Raw genomic sequence first — 15,792 nt, forward strand, 5'->3', positions numbered from 1 at the left:
TTTTGGAACACCGCATTTCAACCCCAGCGGATCAATCCAACTAATAGGATTCGGCGCGTAAGCGTAGTTATTCAGCCCCCCGCCAACCCTATCGGGTCCTGACTTACAAACCGACCAGCATCCGGATCATAGTATCGGAACCGGTTGTAGTGCAAGCCCGTTTCCGCGTCAAAGTACTGCCCCTGATAGCGCAGCGGCTGGTGTATCGGCTCGGAATGCGATACTTCCGCCTGCTCCACCCGCACCGTGTTACCCCACGCCCAGTATTCTGCACGCCAGACCAGATTCCCGTCCTGCCCCGTCATCTCACGCGGCAGGCCGGAAACGTCGTTGTGATACCAGTATATCTGTGCCTCGTGCTCCGTTTCCCCCTGCTGTAAACTCACCTGTGCCAGCGGCGCAAAGCCCTCATCTCCGTAAATCCACAGATGATGACGCGAGCCACGAACTTCACTCAGCAGACGGTTCCCGTCCCAGATGAAGTGCGTTATGCCGAAGGTATCGCGCTTCCAACTGCGGCGACCAAAGGCGTCGTAGCCATACGTCGTGCGCTGAGCCGTACCGTTGCGTGTACTGACCGCTTCCGCCAATTGGTGCTCCGCGTTCCAACTGAACTGCTGCACCGTATGTCTCCCAATACGCTTTTCGGCAACGTTGCCAAAGTTGTCATACTTCCAGCGCTTGTCTTCAAATACCTGCAACCGGTTATCCGGCAACGGCTGTGCCTGAGCGCTGCTCAGCAGATTGTGCGCCGGATCAAAGGCGAATCGCTCATCGCCCGCCAGTGTCAGACGCCCCAGTGCATCGTACTCGTAACGGTGGTCGCCAGTGTATTTGTCCACCATCTGCATCAGTTGGCCGTCACGCCGCCAGACGTAATCGCGAGCCACCGCAGTCTTCCCATCGCCCCCGGCACGCTGGCTCACCAATCGCCCCATCTCATCGTGCACGTAGTCGCTGGTGATGGCACCCTGCGTTCGACGCACCTCCCGGTGCAACGTGTCACGCTCGCTTTCGCTGATGACCCGACTGCCGAGATTGACCTGAAGACGATGACCGCTGCCGTAATAGAAGTGTTTCAGCTCGTGGCCATCCGGCAACCGAGTGTGTGTGCGGTTGCCCAGTTCATCGTACTGATGGCTCAGTTCATGGCTGACGCCGCGTGTCAGAGTACGCTCCGCCATCAACTGTCCGGCATCGTCCCACTCTAGCTCTACCCGGCCACCGTGGTTGACGCCAGCAGTGAGACGACCGAGCGCATCGTAGCCATAGCGGGTACGTTGCCAACGGGCATCACCGCTGCGCACTGTCAATTTCTCCAGCAGTCGTCCGGCGGCATCACGCTGGTATCGAGTGCGGATACCCGGCCCACGGCCGTCACCGTCCTCCGTGCGAGCTTGTAGATAGCTGCCGTCATCGAATTCATAGTGTGTCGTGTTGCCGTCAAAGCCACGTTCGCGCACTAGATTATCCCGTGCGTCGTAGTCGAAGGTGTGGCGAGCACCGTTTTCATTGATGAGCGCTGTCAGGCGACGCGCGTGGTCATACTCGTAACCGACCTGATGCCCCAGTGCATCCGTGCGTGTCAACGGCAGGCCATCAGCCGCTAGCGTCCAGCGAGTAACCTGTCCCTGTGCATCATGCCAGGCCGTCAGCCGCTGCCAGCGGTCAAACTCAGCCCGCTCGGTGCTGCCGTCGGCGTACACGATGCGCTGTGGCTGACCATCACACCCGTGATACAGGGTGGTACAGTGACCTGCGGCATCGGTCTGCTGCTTTAGCCAGCCGTATTTATCATATTCAAACGTGGTGGTGCGACCGGAGCAGTCAGTATGACTGACCAGAAAATCTGCGCTATTCCAGCACAGGTGTTGCACGCCTGCCGCTGCATCGCGGATGCGCACCAGATTGCCTCGATCATCGTGGTTGTATTCGGTGATGCGGCCTATCTCATCCATCACGCGAATAAGATTGCCCGCGATGTCATAGTGATATTCACGCGTGCCACCCAACATGTCAGTGACGCGCACCGGCAGATTCCAGCGTTCGTGATAGTCGAAACGCGTAGTCTGCCCGTCTGGCTCGCTCACCGCCGTGCAGTTACCCCGCTCGTCGTAGCGGTAACGCGTTATGCGCCCAGCCTGATCGGTGAGCTGTGTCATCTGGCCGCGCACGTTGCGTCGAATACGGATATAACCGCCCATCGCGTCCCGGTAGCCGATCAGTTCCTGATGATCATCAACGTCGTAACCCGTCACGCGCCCCAGCACATCCGTGACGGTAGTACTGTTGCGACCATATTCGAAGCGCCATTCACCACCGAGGCTGTCGCGATGCGCCAGCACCTTGCCGTCGGGAGTATGTTTGTCGTAATGGTAGAAGCACTCCATTTCGCCCGCACGCCAGTGCGCCACCATCATGTGGTTGCGATAGCGGAACTCGCGCAGCACGTCACCCTGTTCATTGCGTACCGCAACGAGGTCGCCCTGCGGCGAGTAGTCATAGCTACAGAGCTTTTCCGCGTTGAGAGGCTCGGATGGATGGCACACGCTAACACCGGTAATGCGATCAACCGTGCTGCCATCGGCCAGACTGATCTGGGCAACGTGGATGTGGAAGCAGCGGCCGGCACTGTCTTCAATCTGCATAGGCAGATGCTGAGCGTTGTAGTACAGCGTCAGGCGATTGTTGTGGCGGTCACCGATCGCTGAGAGCAGCCAGCGTCCCGTACCAACCTGATGGGCAAAGTGCCAGTGTTGGCCACCGTCAGCGCTGGAAATACAGAATTCACCCGGTTGGGGCTGGGACAATGCGAGCTGTTCGTAGCGATGCAACTGCGGCTCATGACCGAGTTGCGGATAGGGGAAAGCGATCTCACGCCCCTGCTCATCAATGAGCACCAACTGCTGATGGTGTTGACGCACTTCCTGAGAAAATGGCAGCGACCAGCCCTGCCCCAGCCAGCCATTGCCAATCTCGTCGGAGAAGTAGTAGCGCTGCCAGTTGAGCGGCACGGATGCCGGGAAGGAGAAATCGTTGTCTTCCGCCTCAAACAACAGCTTGATACCCAGCAATGGATTGACCGGACTACCAATCGCCATATCTACCTGCGGCAACGGGCTTTGCGGGATTTTGCACGGCTCGGTATTTTTTTGTGTATGGCCTTTATCGCTACCGCCCTTTTCGCTGCCGGCTTTCTTGGCCTTAATGGCCTCACCGGTTTCCTTTTTCACCGCCTTGCTTTCCGCTTTCGCGGCCGCCTTTTCTGCCAGCGTTACACCTTCTTTTACCGCTTTTTTACCCGCTTTCGCCGCGTCTAACGCTTTACCGGCTTTCGCCGCTAGCTTGCCCGCTTTGAAGGCAGCCCCCCGCCCGGAACAAAGTTAGCGGCAGCGGACGCTGCCGACAGCGCCGCATTGCCGTAATCACCTTCGGCGGTATAAATGGCCGCATTGGCTCCATCCGCAACGGCACCGATAATCGGCACTGCACCTAATACATCCAAACCGGTATGTACCCAGTCGCCGTAGCGACTCCACCAGGTTTTCTGTTTCGGCGGATTGGTACTGCCCGCCGTCACATGGCCTTGTGGTGCGGGCGCATACTGTAATTTACCAATCGTGTTTCCTGTTGCCATTGGCACTCCATGCAGAAAAGCCGCTTATTAATAAAGCTAAAAAGTCATGACTGAGATTTTTAAAAACGGAGCGACGGTCGTGGTATAAATTCGCGAAAGAGAATTTAATTCTTCATCTCTTTTTAATAGCGAGAATTATGATCTCAATGAATATACCGATCGTATGTCATCATAATTATGCTTAAGGAAATTATTGAATTCGGAACGTTAAATATTTATTACTATCGATACTCATCCTTAGTGATAAGGATGACCACCTTTTTGTTTGGCTAACTGAAATATGTCCATCAACTTCTTGTGAGTCGCTCCGGCATCACCATTATTGCGTGTTATAACATCATCATTGCGTGTTATAACATCATCAAGCTGGCGCATAAACGACCACCCTGTATTAGTCTCAATAGTATTAGGATTAGCACCATGATTTAATAACCACTCCACAGTATCTAATTGCATTCCATCCAGTGCTGCCATAATTGTCGCTTTACCTAATGAGTCAACGGCATTCACGTTAGCGCCACGTTCTACCATCAATTTTAGCGTTTTAATTGTATCGTCGGAAGCAGCATCATGGAGCAAGGGTTGGCCTTGAATTTTTACATTAACATCCATCCCCCCCTCAATGATGGCTTGCATATATTCAGGATAAGGAGATGTTGCAACGATTTCAGCAACACTTCCCATATCAGGAACCTGCTGCAATGGATCTGCACCAGATCTAACTAACACTGCCATAATTTCCAACTGCTGGGGATTCTTTCCATAAGCGCTTTGCAATGCAAAGAAAAGCATTGTCATATCCTGTGCACCCGGCTTATTTAAATCAGTTTTTCCAGCAAGATCCTTTACCTCGACAGAATCGCTACGCTCTATAGCGTGCGCTAACATCAGTTGGGAACCACTAAAAAAATGTTCGGCAGGTAATTTATTCATTGCGTTACACTTTGTCGCAAAAAGAAAAAACAAAACAAGTGACATTGAAGATAATTTACTTGGCTTTTTTATCACAAACATCCAATCTCCATTTTAAATCGATACTCATCCTTAGTGATAAGGATGACCACCTTTTTGTTTAGCTAACTGAAAGATGTCCATCAACTTCTTGTGAGTCGCACCGGTATCGCCATTATTACGTGTTATAACATCATCAAGTTGGCGCATAAACGACCACCCTGTATTAGTCTCAACAGTATTAGGGTTAGAGCCATGATTTAATAACCATTCGACAGTATCTAATTGCATTCCATCCAATGCATACATTAATACAGGCCTTCCTAAACTATCACCCTGATTAATATCACCGCCTCTCTCCACCATCAATTTAAGCGTTGGTAATGTGTTATCAGAAGCAGCACGATAGAATACTGGACGCCCCATAATCTTTGCATTTGCACTCATTCCGCCATCCAACAATGCTTGCATATAAACTGGGTATGGCGATGTTGCCAAGACTTCAGCAACACTCCCCATATCGGGTACATCTTGTAGAGGATCCGCACCATCTTTTACCAATTGGCGAATAATCGCTAATTGTTGAGATCTTCTGCCTTTTGCCTGTTGCAAAGCAAAAAAGAGTAATGTCATGTCCTGTTCCCCTGGTTTATTTAATGTGGTAGTCGGAGCAAGTTTTTCCACTTCAGGCAAGTTCTCACTCGCAATAGCCTGTGCAAGCATCAACTGGGTACCATGGAAAAATTTTTCTGGTGGATACTTATTCATTGCATTACATCCTGAAACCGAAAATAGAAATATTATCCCGACATAGCGAGTGAATTTTTTAAAAAAAATGTTCAACGCGTTTCTCCTTAGACTGAAGATAATAATTTTTCATCCTCCTCCTTCTCCTGTTCGATGCAATGTTTAACCTGATCCATTCCATGTTTATCTACAGCACTTCCTTCGCCGCCATCCAGATCGTGCTTTGTCCCAACCGCAGAAGGAGACATTACCAGCCCAAGCCCAAGAGCACCACCGGCAACAGCGCCCCATGGCCCAGCAGTTTTAAACCCTGCCCAGCCTAATCCGCCAATAACCGCAGTCCCCCCCAAAAACCAGGCTCCTGAATCTTTGTCAGAATTTCACCTTTAACACGATATGCCGAGATATTTTCCACAGCTTTCGTTACAGGGGGGGCGCCGCTGTATTTTTTGACCGTTGAGGATTTCAACCCCGCTGAATTGAATGTCCAACCGGTGTTACCACTCGCCCGCGAAGCGGCGGAAGCCAACCCTCCTCCAAGAGAGTGCCCGGTCAAATCGATAGGTGATGATGAACGTCGTACTGCTGTGCCAATATTTATGGCTTGACGATAATAACTCGATTCAGAGCCAACTCCTTGCTGTAAATTGTTTTTCCAATCAACTGCTTCGGTCATCCTCGTGCCACGAAAAACCACTGATGCTGACATATCTTTGCCAAAAACACCTTCATCAGGTTCATAAACTCGTGAACGGAATCCTGGCTCTTCTGGTATTTTTAAATCATTAGGATCAATATTATATTTTTGCAACGCTTTGGGATCGTCACTGATATCCTTCCAGCCTTCTGGGATTTCCGGCATAGGTTTACTAGGATCGCGTGGTTCATAAACATAGTCAGCCAATCTGGCCTTCTCCATCCCAGTATTGTTTTGCTCCAGCCGTTGAGCGGCCTCGACAACTTTCGGGTCTTTGCTCTGCTTTCCTTTCGCAATCAGCGCCTTGCGTCGCTCCCAGGTCTCTTTCTTCGTCAGGCTACCGCCGCGCCCCCCTTTGGCTTTGCCATTCATGGCAAAGATGTCCTGTACCCGATTGATGGGGAAACCACCAATATAAGTATCCGGGCTGTGTTCTATCGACCAGCAGTCGCCCTCTACCGTGCCGCTGACTACGCCTTTATTGCGCCCGGCTGCATCACCGATAGTGGTGGGGACAAAGCTGATGTTATACACAAACGCTGGATAACTATTTAAGCGCACGCTATCCACCGTGCTCTTCGATGGCGCAAGTGTTGCCGTTACTGGATACGGCACGGGTGGCAGAATACCCGGCGTGAAACACAGATCTGGGAGTAATCCCACGACTTTATACACGCCGTCCCTACGGGCGGCATAATTGTCAGCCATGACGTTGTTCCTGTGAAATAAGCGCGGCGAGTGAGGGCGGCAGAGGGGTGAAACTGTCGTCCTGAGTGTTGGTAAGTTGGTGCTGTGCACGCTGTACCATCGCTTTGCGTTCATCAACGGCAATAAAGCGCAACTCCGTCATTGCCGCTTCTAACTGCTCGGAGAAGACCGCACGGTAACTGCAATGCACTTTTCGGCTCGGCAGATCGATCACCAACGTATCGAACTGCAAGTCAAAGGTCACGCCAGCCCCTTGCTGTGTGGTAACAAATGCAAACAGCGTCTCTACTGGCACAGCAAAGTTGATCTCCTGCCCGGATTTCTCCTGATGTGATATCAGGTTCTTTAGCATCACCGGCACATGTGACAGTGGTTTAGGCCGCGGGAACTGCATCCACGGATGCGCACCGCACCAGTAATCGAAGCAAAAGTCTTCAGGCAGAAACGGGTGACGTTGCTGCTTCCAGGCGTCGTCATGAGTACCGGCGAAGCCGATACGCGGTGTCCAGCCCCGACCATAAAACCCAAATCCGGCAGGCAGAGTTTCATCATCAATGTGTTTAATCGGCTGCGGTAACAGTTCAAACTGCGGCGCGTCCACACGCTGTAACTTAAGCTGTTTCTGTGCCTTCGTCGGCAACCAGCCGATGCCCACGCTATTTGACGCAGAGGCCAGCACTTCATCCTTATCTAGACGATAGCGACCACCCTGCGCATATTCGTAGCGTAAATCGAGGCTGGTGATCGGCTTAGCCTCAGTCAACTGCCAACTGGTGACCATGTTGCGCCACTCGCGCGGACCATAGACATTCAGCAAACGCGTGAAATCACCGATGCGTACACCAACGGTGAATTGGCGCACGGCTTTGTCTTCCGGAGCCCATGCTGTTCCGTTGATCACGACATCCAGCCGTGGCTTATAGGGCGCGAGATCGCTCTCAAAACGCACGCTGCTGATGCCTGGATCATCATAGTATTCATCCTGTTCGACCAACTCACCTTGATCTTCACTCAGGGTAAGCTTGCCGCTGATGATATCGAGATCGTAACTGGCACGCGCCACCAACACGCTAAAGCCGTGATCGTGTTGATCGATCGATTCAAACAGTTGCGCCGGGAACGCGCTGTAGTTAGTAAAATTTTCCATAATCAGTTGATATCTATCTGCGTTCCGTCGATGTCGATCACCTTCTCTCCCACCAACTTAATTTTGTTGGCGCTGAGGGTGATGGTCCCGTTCTGCTCAAGCACAATCATTGATTCGCCACATACCAGCGTGATTTTGTCCTCTGCACTGAACTCCGCTGACGTTCCTGCTGAGAGGCCGATATCACGACCGGCATTGAGGGAATATTTCATCCCAACGTTGTGCATTTGCATTGCCCCCACGTTGGTCATCCAGCCAGCACCGATATTGAGTACATAAGCCGCCCCAATATTGGTGTTCTGTGCCAGACCAACATTCAACATGGATGCCAGCGCAATCGTCTCGGTCTTCGCCTGATCGACTTTAAGCATCTGATTGCCGTTAACCGTGACTGACTGATTCTGACCAATACGCACGCTTTCGTTCTGATCGACCGTTTCAGTGCGGTTGCTGTGCACGGTGATAGTTTCGTTGCCGTCTACGGTTTCGGTTCGGTTCTGATGGATGGTGAGGGTCTCATTTTGATCGACTGTTTCGGTGCGGTTCTTTTTCACCTTGGTCGTTTCATTGCCACCAATGGTTTTAGTGCGATTACTGTCCGTCGAGTGGGTTTCGTCATTCTTGACATGCGTATCCATGTTTTTCTGGGCCTGCAGCCACACCTGCTCTTCACCCGCCTTGTCCTCAAAGCGCAGCGCGTTCGCCGTATCCGCCGTGCCGTCTTTCGACCGGCTCATAAAACCCATCTGCGTCGCCGCTGCTGGCAACGACCACGGCGGCATGCTCGCTTCGTTGTACACCCTGCCGATGATCAGCGGGCGATCCGGGTCACCGTTGATGAAGTCCACCACCACTTCATCGCCCACCCGCGGGATCTGCACGCCACCAAATCCCTGACCCGCCCACGCACTCGAAACGCGCACCCAACACGAGCTAGTGTCGTCACCCTTGGCCAGCCGGTCCCAATGGAATTTCACCTTTACTCGGCCGTACCGATCCGTCCAGATAGATTCTCCCTGCGGACCCACCACCTTCGCCGTCTGCGGGCCGTGCGTTTTCGGCCATGCCGTCGTCAGTTCCGCCCGGAACGTCACCGACGCGGGCAATACCGTGAACGCGATGTTGTGCCTCGCCCCCCCACCTCCACCGCTGGCGTAACTGTTTTCCTCAAACGCATACGTCGCCGACGTCACCAGATAGTCGCCGTTGTCGCTAAAATGTGGCGCGTTAAGGAGGCCGAAGGTAAACCCTGGCGCAATGCCCGTCGCCGTGCCCGACCCGCTCACGCTGTGGTGCTCCACTTGCCACACCTCCTGACGGATACGCGTGTAAAACTCGCCGTGGCTGTGGTCCACAAAATGACCCGGCCAGTCGTACACGTCCACCGAACCCGGCGTCGGCGACGCCGGGTTCTGCCGCGCCTGTAGCATCCACGCGTTCGGCTTGCGGAAATCGTAGTCGTCCGTGCTGTACATCCCCGGCGTGACACTCTCTGCCAGCGACCACTGGCTGATCCCCTCTTCCGTCACGCTGCCGCCCGAGGGCGTCATGTGGTACGTCATCGTCTCGTAGCCGGGGAAGGCCTTGTGCTGGTCCGTTGCGTCGCACAGCACCAACGTGTGACGCTCCTGCTCGTGGCGGAACCAGTAATACATCCCCTCCAGCTCCATCAGTCGGCTGATAAAGTCCAGGCTGCTCTCCTGATACTGCACACAGTACTCCCACACTCGGTAGCTGCCCGATAAGCGCATCTCCACGTTTACCCCGTACTCCTTCAGCAACGTCTGCACTATCTGCGGCACCGTCTGACTCTGGAAGATGCGCAGGTTGCGGTCACGCCGCATCGGCCACAGGTCCGACTCCACCGTCAGCGTGTATACCGCGTAGCGCGTACCGCCCAACTCTTCGCTGCGCACCGCGACCCGGGTGATTTTACCATTGAGGTAGCGCGGGCTCAGCAGGCTCTGCGTCGGCAACGTAAATGTGACCGGCTGGCCCAACAGCGCATGTCGGTCAATCCGTGCGTCGGTGGCAAGTAGCTCAGCGGTTAGCACAAATGAGTGGGATAACGTCTCGGTACCCGAGAGTTTCCAGAACAGCAGGCCGTCCATCGGCAACTGCGCGGTGATGCGTGAGAACATAGATTTCATCCCTGTGAGTAAAAGGATTGGCGTGAGAAAGCCATGCGTTAAGGTGCCAGCATTAGCACTTTGAACTGACTTGGAACGATACGCATGCCAAGAGCGTTGGTTGAGTTTTGCAAGCTCATACTGGTTAGACGGGTGGCGGGTGTCCCTTTGAGCAACACCGTGAACGAACCGGTAAGATGCCGGGATGGGCCCATCACCGTGCCTGATGCCACACCCGTTGCCACCCCGGGGTTGTCACCGTTAGTCAGTGGCGTTACCGTCGCCATGTTATGTGCGGGCATGCCCATAAATAGAATGTTGAGTGCATTTGGGATAGCGGTTGGTCCGAGTGCGATATCCGGATAAGGAACTGGCACAGGTGCTGGCGTAGGCGTAGGCGTAGGCGTAGGCGTCAGACAAACATCAGGGAAAGCCAAATCCACACCAAAAAGCTGACAGTTTGCAAACATCGTTAATCCTTAACCCATGTGGATCTGTTCAGAGTCGACCTTAGTAATCGCTTTTGAGGTGATCACCATGTTGTGCGCGTGCAAACGTGCATAATCATCTGCTTTCATATCGAGTTGTCCGGCACGCACCTGCTCGGTATTGCGAGTTGTTCGCCGCAGGTTGTGGCTGATCTGCGTAATGGTCTGCCATACCGATTCCGCACGTTTGCCGACGATGCGTGAAAGACTTACCCAGGCCGAGAGCTTCTCGCCGCTGTAATTCATATCACTGATATGGCAATCGCCCTGATCGGCGCTGACACGCAGCGCGGCACTACTAAAGCTCAGTTCACCCGCACTGTGAATGTGTAAATCACCTGGCACGTTCAGTTCTGCCTTTTGCGGATTAGCGCGCTCTAGCACCACCAACAACCAGATCTGGTTTTCAGTGCGGGTGACTATCACCATGTCGCCAGTCTGTGGCGCAATAACGCAACTCGCAGCGCGACGGCAATGCCAGCCACGTCCTTCGTACTCAACGGTCAGGCTACCATCGGCAAAGCAGTGAGTCACAACACCAGACGCTTGTACCGGCGGTAAGATGGCCTGCGCCAGTTTATGATTAACATTATTCATTGCTTATTTTCCTCAACTACGGCTCTGGCGCTGTGTGCTCCAGGCCTCGGCTGCCAATAGTTCTTCATCAAATTCAAGGATGCCCTGGCGACCTGAGAACTTCGCGTTCTCCTGACGCGCCCGGTGCATACGCGTGCGGGAAAAAGTCGCACCGCGCAGGTCAGCCATGCGCAAATCTGCCGCGGAAAAGTCACTGTAAGTGAGATCGCTGAGAGTGAAGAGCGCCTGCGAAGCGTTCACCTGCTGCAGGATGCTCTGGAAAAACCGACTCTGGCTGAAATCAGTGCGCACCAGCGTTGCACCAACAAAGATTGCCTGATCGAATATGCCGCTCCTACACTGTGCACCGCTGAGATCGGCCTCCATAAACAGTGCCTGGCTGGCATTGACGTTGTTCAGTTGGGCGGTTTTCAGCGAAGCGCCTTTGAAATTGCACTGTGAAAGTTGCGCACCGTTAAACTGCGCGTCATCCAGCGCGCAGTCTGTAAACTGACAGCCGATAAATCGTTGTTCCGTATAGTCTTTACCGCGCTGATCGCAATTGAAAAATACCGTGCGTTCAAATTCGCCCGCGTTCAACGCGGTTTGGCGCAAATCAATACCGTAAAAGGTAGTGAAAAAACTTTTACAACCATCAAAGTGGCTGTCATCCAGTGGTGATTCAAAAAAGACGCAGCGATCAAGTTGAACCTGCACAAACTGGCTCTGCGTGAGGGGGCAGCGCATAAACTGCATAGTAAATAACGTGCTGCGCGAGAAATCGCTGCCGGTGAGTTCGCACTGGTTAAAAACGGATTCGTTTAACCGAGTGTCGTTGACGATTAACGCTTTCATTTCGCACTGATTAAACACCGTGTGCTCAAGCTGTGCGTTGCATAGATTAGCCCGAGAAAACTGGCATTCGGTAAACACCGACTCCTTCAGATTTGCGCCCTGTAAGTTGGCACCCATTAACGATACTTCCTGAAAAACACCACCTGAAAGATCGCATCCGTGTAAATCCAGTCCATCCAGCATGCATTCGCTGATCGCTTCGCCTTGTTTAATTCGCTGCTGCAACTCTGCTGCACTGAGCGCTGTCATACGATTTCTCCATCACGCTTTGGCAGGATTTTGATGCGTTTCGTCCAGGCCCCATCAAGCTGCGTGGTATTGCTGGTAAACGCTTGGGAAAGATCGGCGCGGAACAGATTGGCACCGCGAAAGTTTGCCCCGCTTAACTGGCTCTTTTGCAATAGTGCCCCCATCAGATTCGCATCGGTGAAATTCGCCTCGCGGAAATCGGTACGCACAAACAAACTGCCAGCCAGATTGGCGCGCTGGAAATTCGTTTGCTGGCAATCAGCCTCACTCAGATCGCTATTCTCCAGTTTTGCCCGCGCAAATACTGCACCTATAAGCGAGGCCTGACGCAGATTGCTTTGCCGCAACGTTGCTTGTGTAAAATCTGCGCCATTCATTGAACTGCCCGAAGCCACTGCGCTGGTTAACCAAGTCGCCCCCACAAAACGCGCCTCATTCGCCTGAGTCTCCACCCATGAACAACTATCCAGCAGGGCGCCGTTAAAGATGCCCCGTTCAAGCGTGGATTTAAGAAACGTAGTTTTGGTGAGCTTTGCATCTGAAAAATCGAGACCAGGCAGGCTGAGTTCCATAAAGATGCAGGCATTAAGCATGGCGCGGTAAAAACGGCACTGGGTAAACCAGGTCTCACGGAATAGCAATTCGGTAAAGGTCGCCTCGGCAAATGTGCAATCATCAAACAATGCTTCCTGTAACTGCGTATTTTTAAAGTGCGCTCCGGAAAAATCGCTGTGACAGCACTGTGCCAGTGCGAGGCTGGCATTTTCAAAATTACAGCCACAAAGTGATGTATTATGCAGTTCAGTGCGCGACAGCATCGCACTATGGAAGTTAGCTCCGTCCAGTTTACAATTACTCAAATCTGCACACTCCAGCAGCGCTTTGCTGAAATCTGCGCCGCGCAGATCCATACCAGAAAAATCAGCACCAGTCAGATCCATACCGCTGAAGCAGCCCCCCTGCGCTAGAGTACGTTCAGCCCGCTGGCGGATAATCTGTGCCAGATCGCCTTTGAGACGGCGAGCCGGTGGCTGACTGCTAACGGACATCAGGTACATCTGGTGCAGCGCATCGCGGCTTTGCGCCAGTTTTTTATCACTCAGGCTGTCTTTATTGCGGTGCAGTATTTCCTGCATGCTAAACATCGTTTCCGGACCACGAGGCTGGTGCTCATCACTTTGTATTTTCGGATATTTTTCTTCCAGATCGCGTTTACGTTGCTCCGCCTGCTCTTGCATCTCCTGTGCCTGCTGCTCCATTTTTTCGATAAACTCCGGCAGATCTTCCAACTTCGGCAGCTCAGGTTCATTGAAATCTTTAAGCAAATCGCCAACCTCTCCGCCTGTCGCCTCTAGGCGCGCCCGGTGCTGCTCACGTAACAGCGTTGCGCGATTTTGCATGTTTTCTCGCATCGGGCTTGGAGCTTGTTGCACTTCGCTATCAATCCAAGGACCAATTATTCCTTCTGGGATCAAATCTTTTTCGCGGAAAGAGAACAGCGCGCCCTTCTCTTTATCCATGCGCTGTGTGAGCACGGTGTGGTAGTGATTTACCGATCTCGGTGCATCCTGTATTTCCAGGGTAGGTATAAGTTGCAAAACATCAGCGGCATCGTCTTCATTGATACGAGTATTTCCCTGCCAGAGCAGCACCATCTGCTCCAGATGGGGGAAAAACCACACCGTGGTGGCGCGTAGCGCAATCTCTTCAAACAACGTTTCATCACTACGCTGACGGTTGATAAAGCAGCGAGCCTGCCACGGTGGCAATTTGCCTTCCTGCAGTGGTTTTTCCGGATGCATATTCCAGATGCGCCATGCGGCCTGTTGCGGTAACGTGTCGCGTTCCGGCCACCACTGATCGGGGCTGGCGGCATTAAAGACTTTCCAGTCAATATCACGCGCAAAACCAGGGAAATCATTCTGCAACCAACTGGTATCATATTTTTTCCCCATGCGACTAAAGCGCCGCGGCCAACTGATATCCAGCGGACCAAAACCTGCTGGCTCAGGCATTTGTTTAGGCCGGGTGAAACGCCCGGTCATCGCTTCAACATTAGGTAAGCGGATGAATTCATGTCCCTGATGAACTTCAGGGTGAATACCGATACCATAAGGGTTTTCCTCATGCCCCTCTCCGCCAAAAGCGCGACTCCAGTCGAGGCTCATTTGTTCAAACGGCTGCGGCTGAGTCATCTTATTCCCCACCCAATAACGATCGCCAAATACCGCTAGCGATTTACTCAGCGTGTCAATTTCAATCCGCGCCGCACAGGCGGTTTTGTCACGTTGATGATGGGTATAGGCATGACCGGTCGCCAGAAACTCCGCACGCACTTTGGGAATCGCCATATCGATAACGCCACCGCTGGTTTGCAATTCATTGGCTGCCAACTGCCACAGCTCCATTTCTGGACGAAGTTGTGGATTCTTCCCCATATCTGCCAGCGCCAGCACCGTAACACCTAAATGAATTTTCCCCTGCCAACGAAATGGCCGATTAAGTACGCTCAGGCGCAGTGGCTTAATGATTTTCATGCCTGGGTTCCTTTTTAAACAACAGATAAAACAAACGCCGGGCCTGTGATCCTGGCCCAGCATTAAGAAAAGGTGTGGTTGGGAATAACTTCGATAAGTATTTTTACTAATCAAATTCGACACTCAGTACCGCAATCTTTTTTGGATTAACCAATCGATATTTCACGACTAAAGTAAGATTCAAACGTCAGAATATAATAATGATTATAGTTATTCGTTGTTGTAGTTTGCTTCCATGTCTTTAACTTACCCTGTGCAACTTCCCCTTTCCCGGACTATCGAGTAAGCCATTGTTGAATCTGTATGATATTCTTTTTTTGTCCCTTTAGACCTTTAAGACTTGCAAATGTTGTTATCAATGCGAATATCACCAATAATACAGCAGTGTGTTCCAACATAAAGTTCATGATAATATTTTCCAAACAGTAACATGAAGTAAGTAAATAGACGAATTTTACAATAAAGACTCTATTACATTTATTTACAATGCAACACTATCATCTATAAATATACTCTCTCACATTAAAATTACTGATGAAGTTTGTGCCAATAAAATTCGCAAACCTCATTAAAAATCATTTAAACCCACCATGCCGCCTCTCAGATCTAAAGTAATGAATAGAATCTAAGAAACGTTATGGCAGGGAAATAAACACACAGTAAAACCCCGAAATTATGAAGTTATACCTATTTATATATCACATCAATAACAGCAACTTTAGGTGGACTATCTTCGTTATATTTGACGACAACCTCCATACCTTTTCTTAGTTTGTGGATATCATTCGGCCTGACCAATCCTTTAGCTGTATAAAGCTTTTCCTTTCCGTTTAAATAAATAGGAAAGTCAAAGTTATAAAAAAAATCATTCCCATATTTAGTTTCGGTTTGTGACCAGGACTTTATTTCAGTTGTGACAGTTGTGCCTTGCCATTTATCTCGCGTTTTCCAATTTTTGATTCCTAACAGTTCATTTTTATTCGGTTTAAATAAAGATATTACGATAAAAAAACTCAAAAAAGTCATTGCAATGCCGACAATGAACGGCGTTTCAGTTAAAAAATTCATTTT

9 protein-coding genes and 2 pseudogenes are annotated in these 15,792 nt (G+C 51.5%); all 11 read right to left on the minus strand.

Translation table 11 applies throughout. From position 1 onward, the window contains the following. Positions 1-9: 9 nt before the first annotated feature. A pseudogene (locus A7983_RS19550) lies at positions 10-3,637 on the minus strand (RHS repeat-associated core domain-containing protein); the annotation flags it as partial. 237 nt (positions 3,638-3,874) lie between these two features. Then, complete coding sequence (locus A7983_RS19555; protein ID WP_005974542.1) at positions 3,875-4,651, minus strand: ankyrin repeat domain-containing protein; 777 nt, start codon at positions 4,649-4,651, stop codon at positions 3,875-3,877. Between the two features lie 30 nt (positions 4,652-4,681). After that, positions 4,682-5,431: an ankyrin repeat domain-containing protein gene (locus A7983_RS19560; RefSeq protein ID WP_051983894.1), complete on the minus strand. Its 750-nt coding sequence runs from the start codon at positions 5,429-5,431 to the stop codon at positions 4,682-4,684. 11 nt (positions 5,432-5,442) lie between these two features. Beyond that, a pseudogene (locus A7983_RS19565) lies at positions 5,443-6,740 on the minus strand (PAAR-like domain-containing protein). Continuing rightward, complete coding sequence (locus A7983_RS19570) at positions 6,733-7,887, minus strand: DUF2169 family type VI secretion system accessory protein (RefSeq protein WP_005974533.1); 1,155 nt, start codon at positions 7,885-7,887, stop codon at positions 6,733-6,735. The pseudogene A7983_RS19565 and the gene A7983_RS19570 overlap by 8 nt, the downstream one beginning before the upstream one ends. Before the next feature lie 2 nt (positions 7,888-7,889). Next, positions 7,890-10,028, minus strand: coding sequence for a type VI secretion system Vgr family protein (locus tag A7983_RS19575; RefSeq protein ID WP_069704154.1), 2,139 nt, complete (start codon positions 10,026-10,028; stop codon positions 7,890-7,892). 47 nt (positions 10,029-10,075) lie between these two features. Beyond that, positions 10,076-10,486: a DUF4150 domain-containing protein gene (locus tag A7983_RS19580; protein WP_005974613.1), complete on the minus strand. Its 411-nt coding sequence runs from the start codon at positions 10,484-10,486 to the stop codon at positions 10,076-10,078. A gap of 9 nt (positions 10,487-10,495) precedes the next feature. After that, positions 10,496-11,101: a DUF3540 domain-containing protein gene (locus A7983_RS19585; RefSeq protein ID WP_005974616.1), complete on the minus strand. Its 606-nt coding sequence runs from the start codon at positions 11,099-11,101 to the stop codon at positions 10,496-10,498. Between the two features lie 12 nt (positions 11,102-11,113). After that, positions 11,114-12,184, minus strand: coding sequence for a pentapeptide repeat-containing protein (locus A7983_RS19590; protein WP_005974619.1), 1,071 nt, complete (start codon positions 12,182-12,184; stop codon positions 11,114-11,116). Further along, positions 12,181-14,721, minus strand: coding sequence for a DUF2169 family type VI secretion system accessory protein (locus A7983_RS19595; RefSeq protein WP_005974622.1), 2,541 nt, complete (start codon positions 14,719-14,721; stop codon positions 12,181-12,183). The genes A7983_RS19590 and A7983_RS19595 overlap by 4 nt, the downstream gene beginning before the upstream one ends. Before the next feature lie 687 nt (positions 14,722-15,408). Further along, the gene (locus tag A7983_RS19600; protein ID WP_005974624.1) at positions 15,409-15,789 is read right to left on the minus strand and encodes a hypothetical protein; all 381 of its coding nucleotides are present in this window, start codon (positions 15,787-15,789) and stop codon (positions 15,409-15,411) included. Between the last annotated feature and the right edge of the window lie 3 nt (positions 15,790-15,792).

Origin of the sequence: Pectobacterium wasabiae CFBP 3304 (assembly GCF_001742185.1) — a bacterium.
In the GTDB taxonomy this organism is placed as follows: Bacteria; Pseudomonadota; Gammaproteobacteria; order Enterobacterales; family Enterobacteriaceae; genus Pectobacterium; species Pectobacterium wasabiae.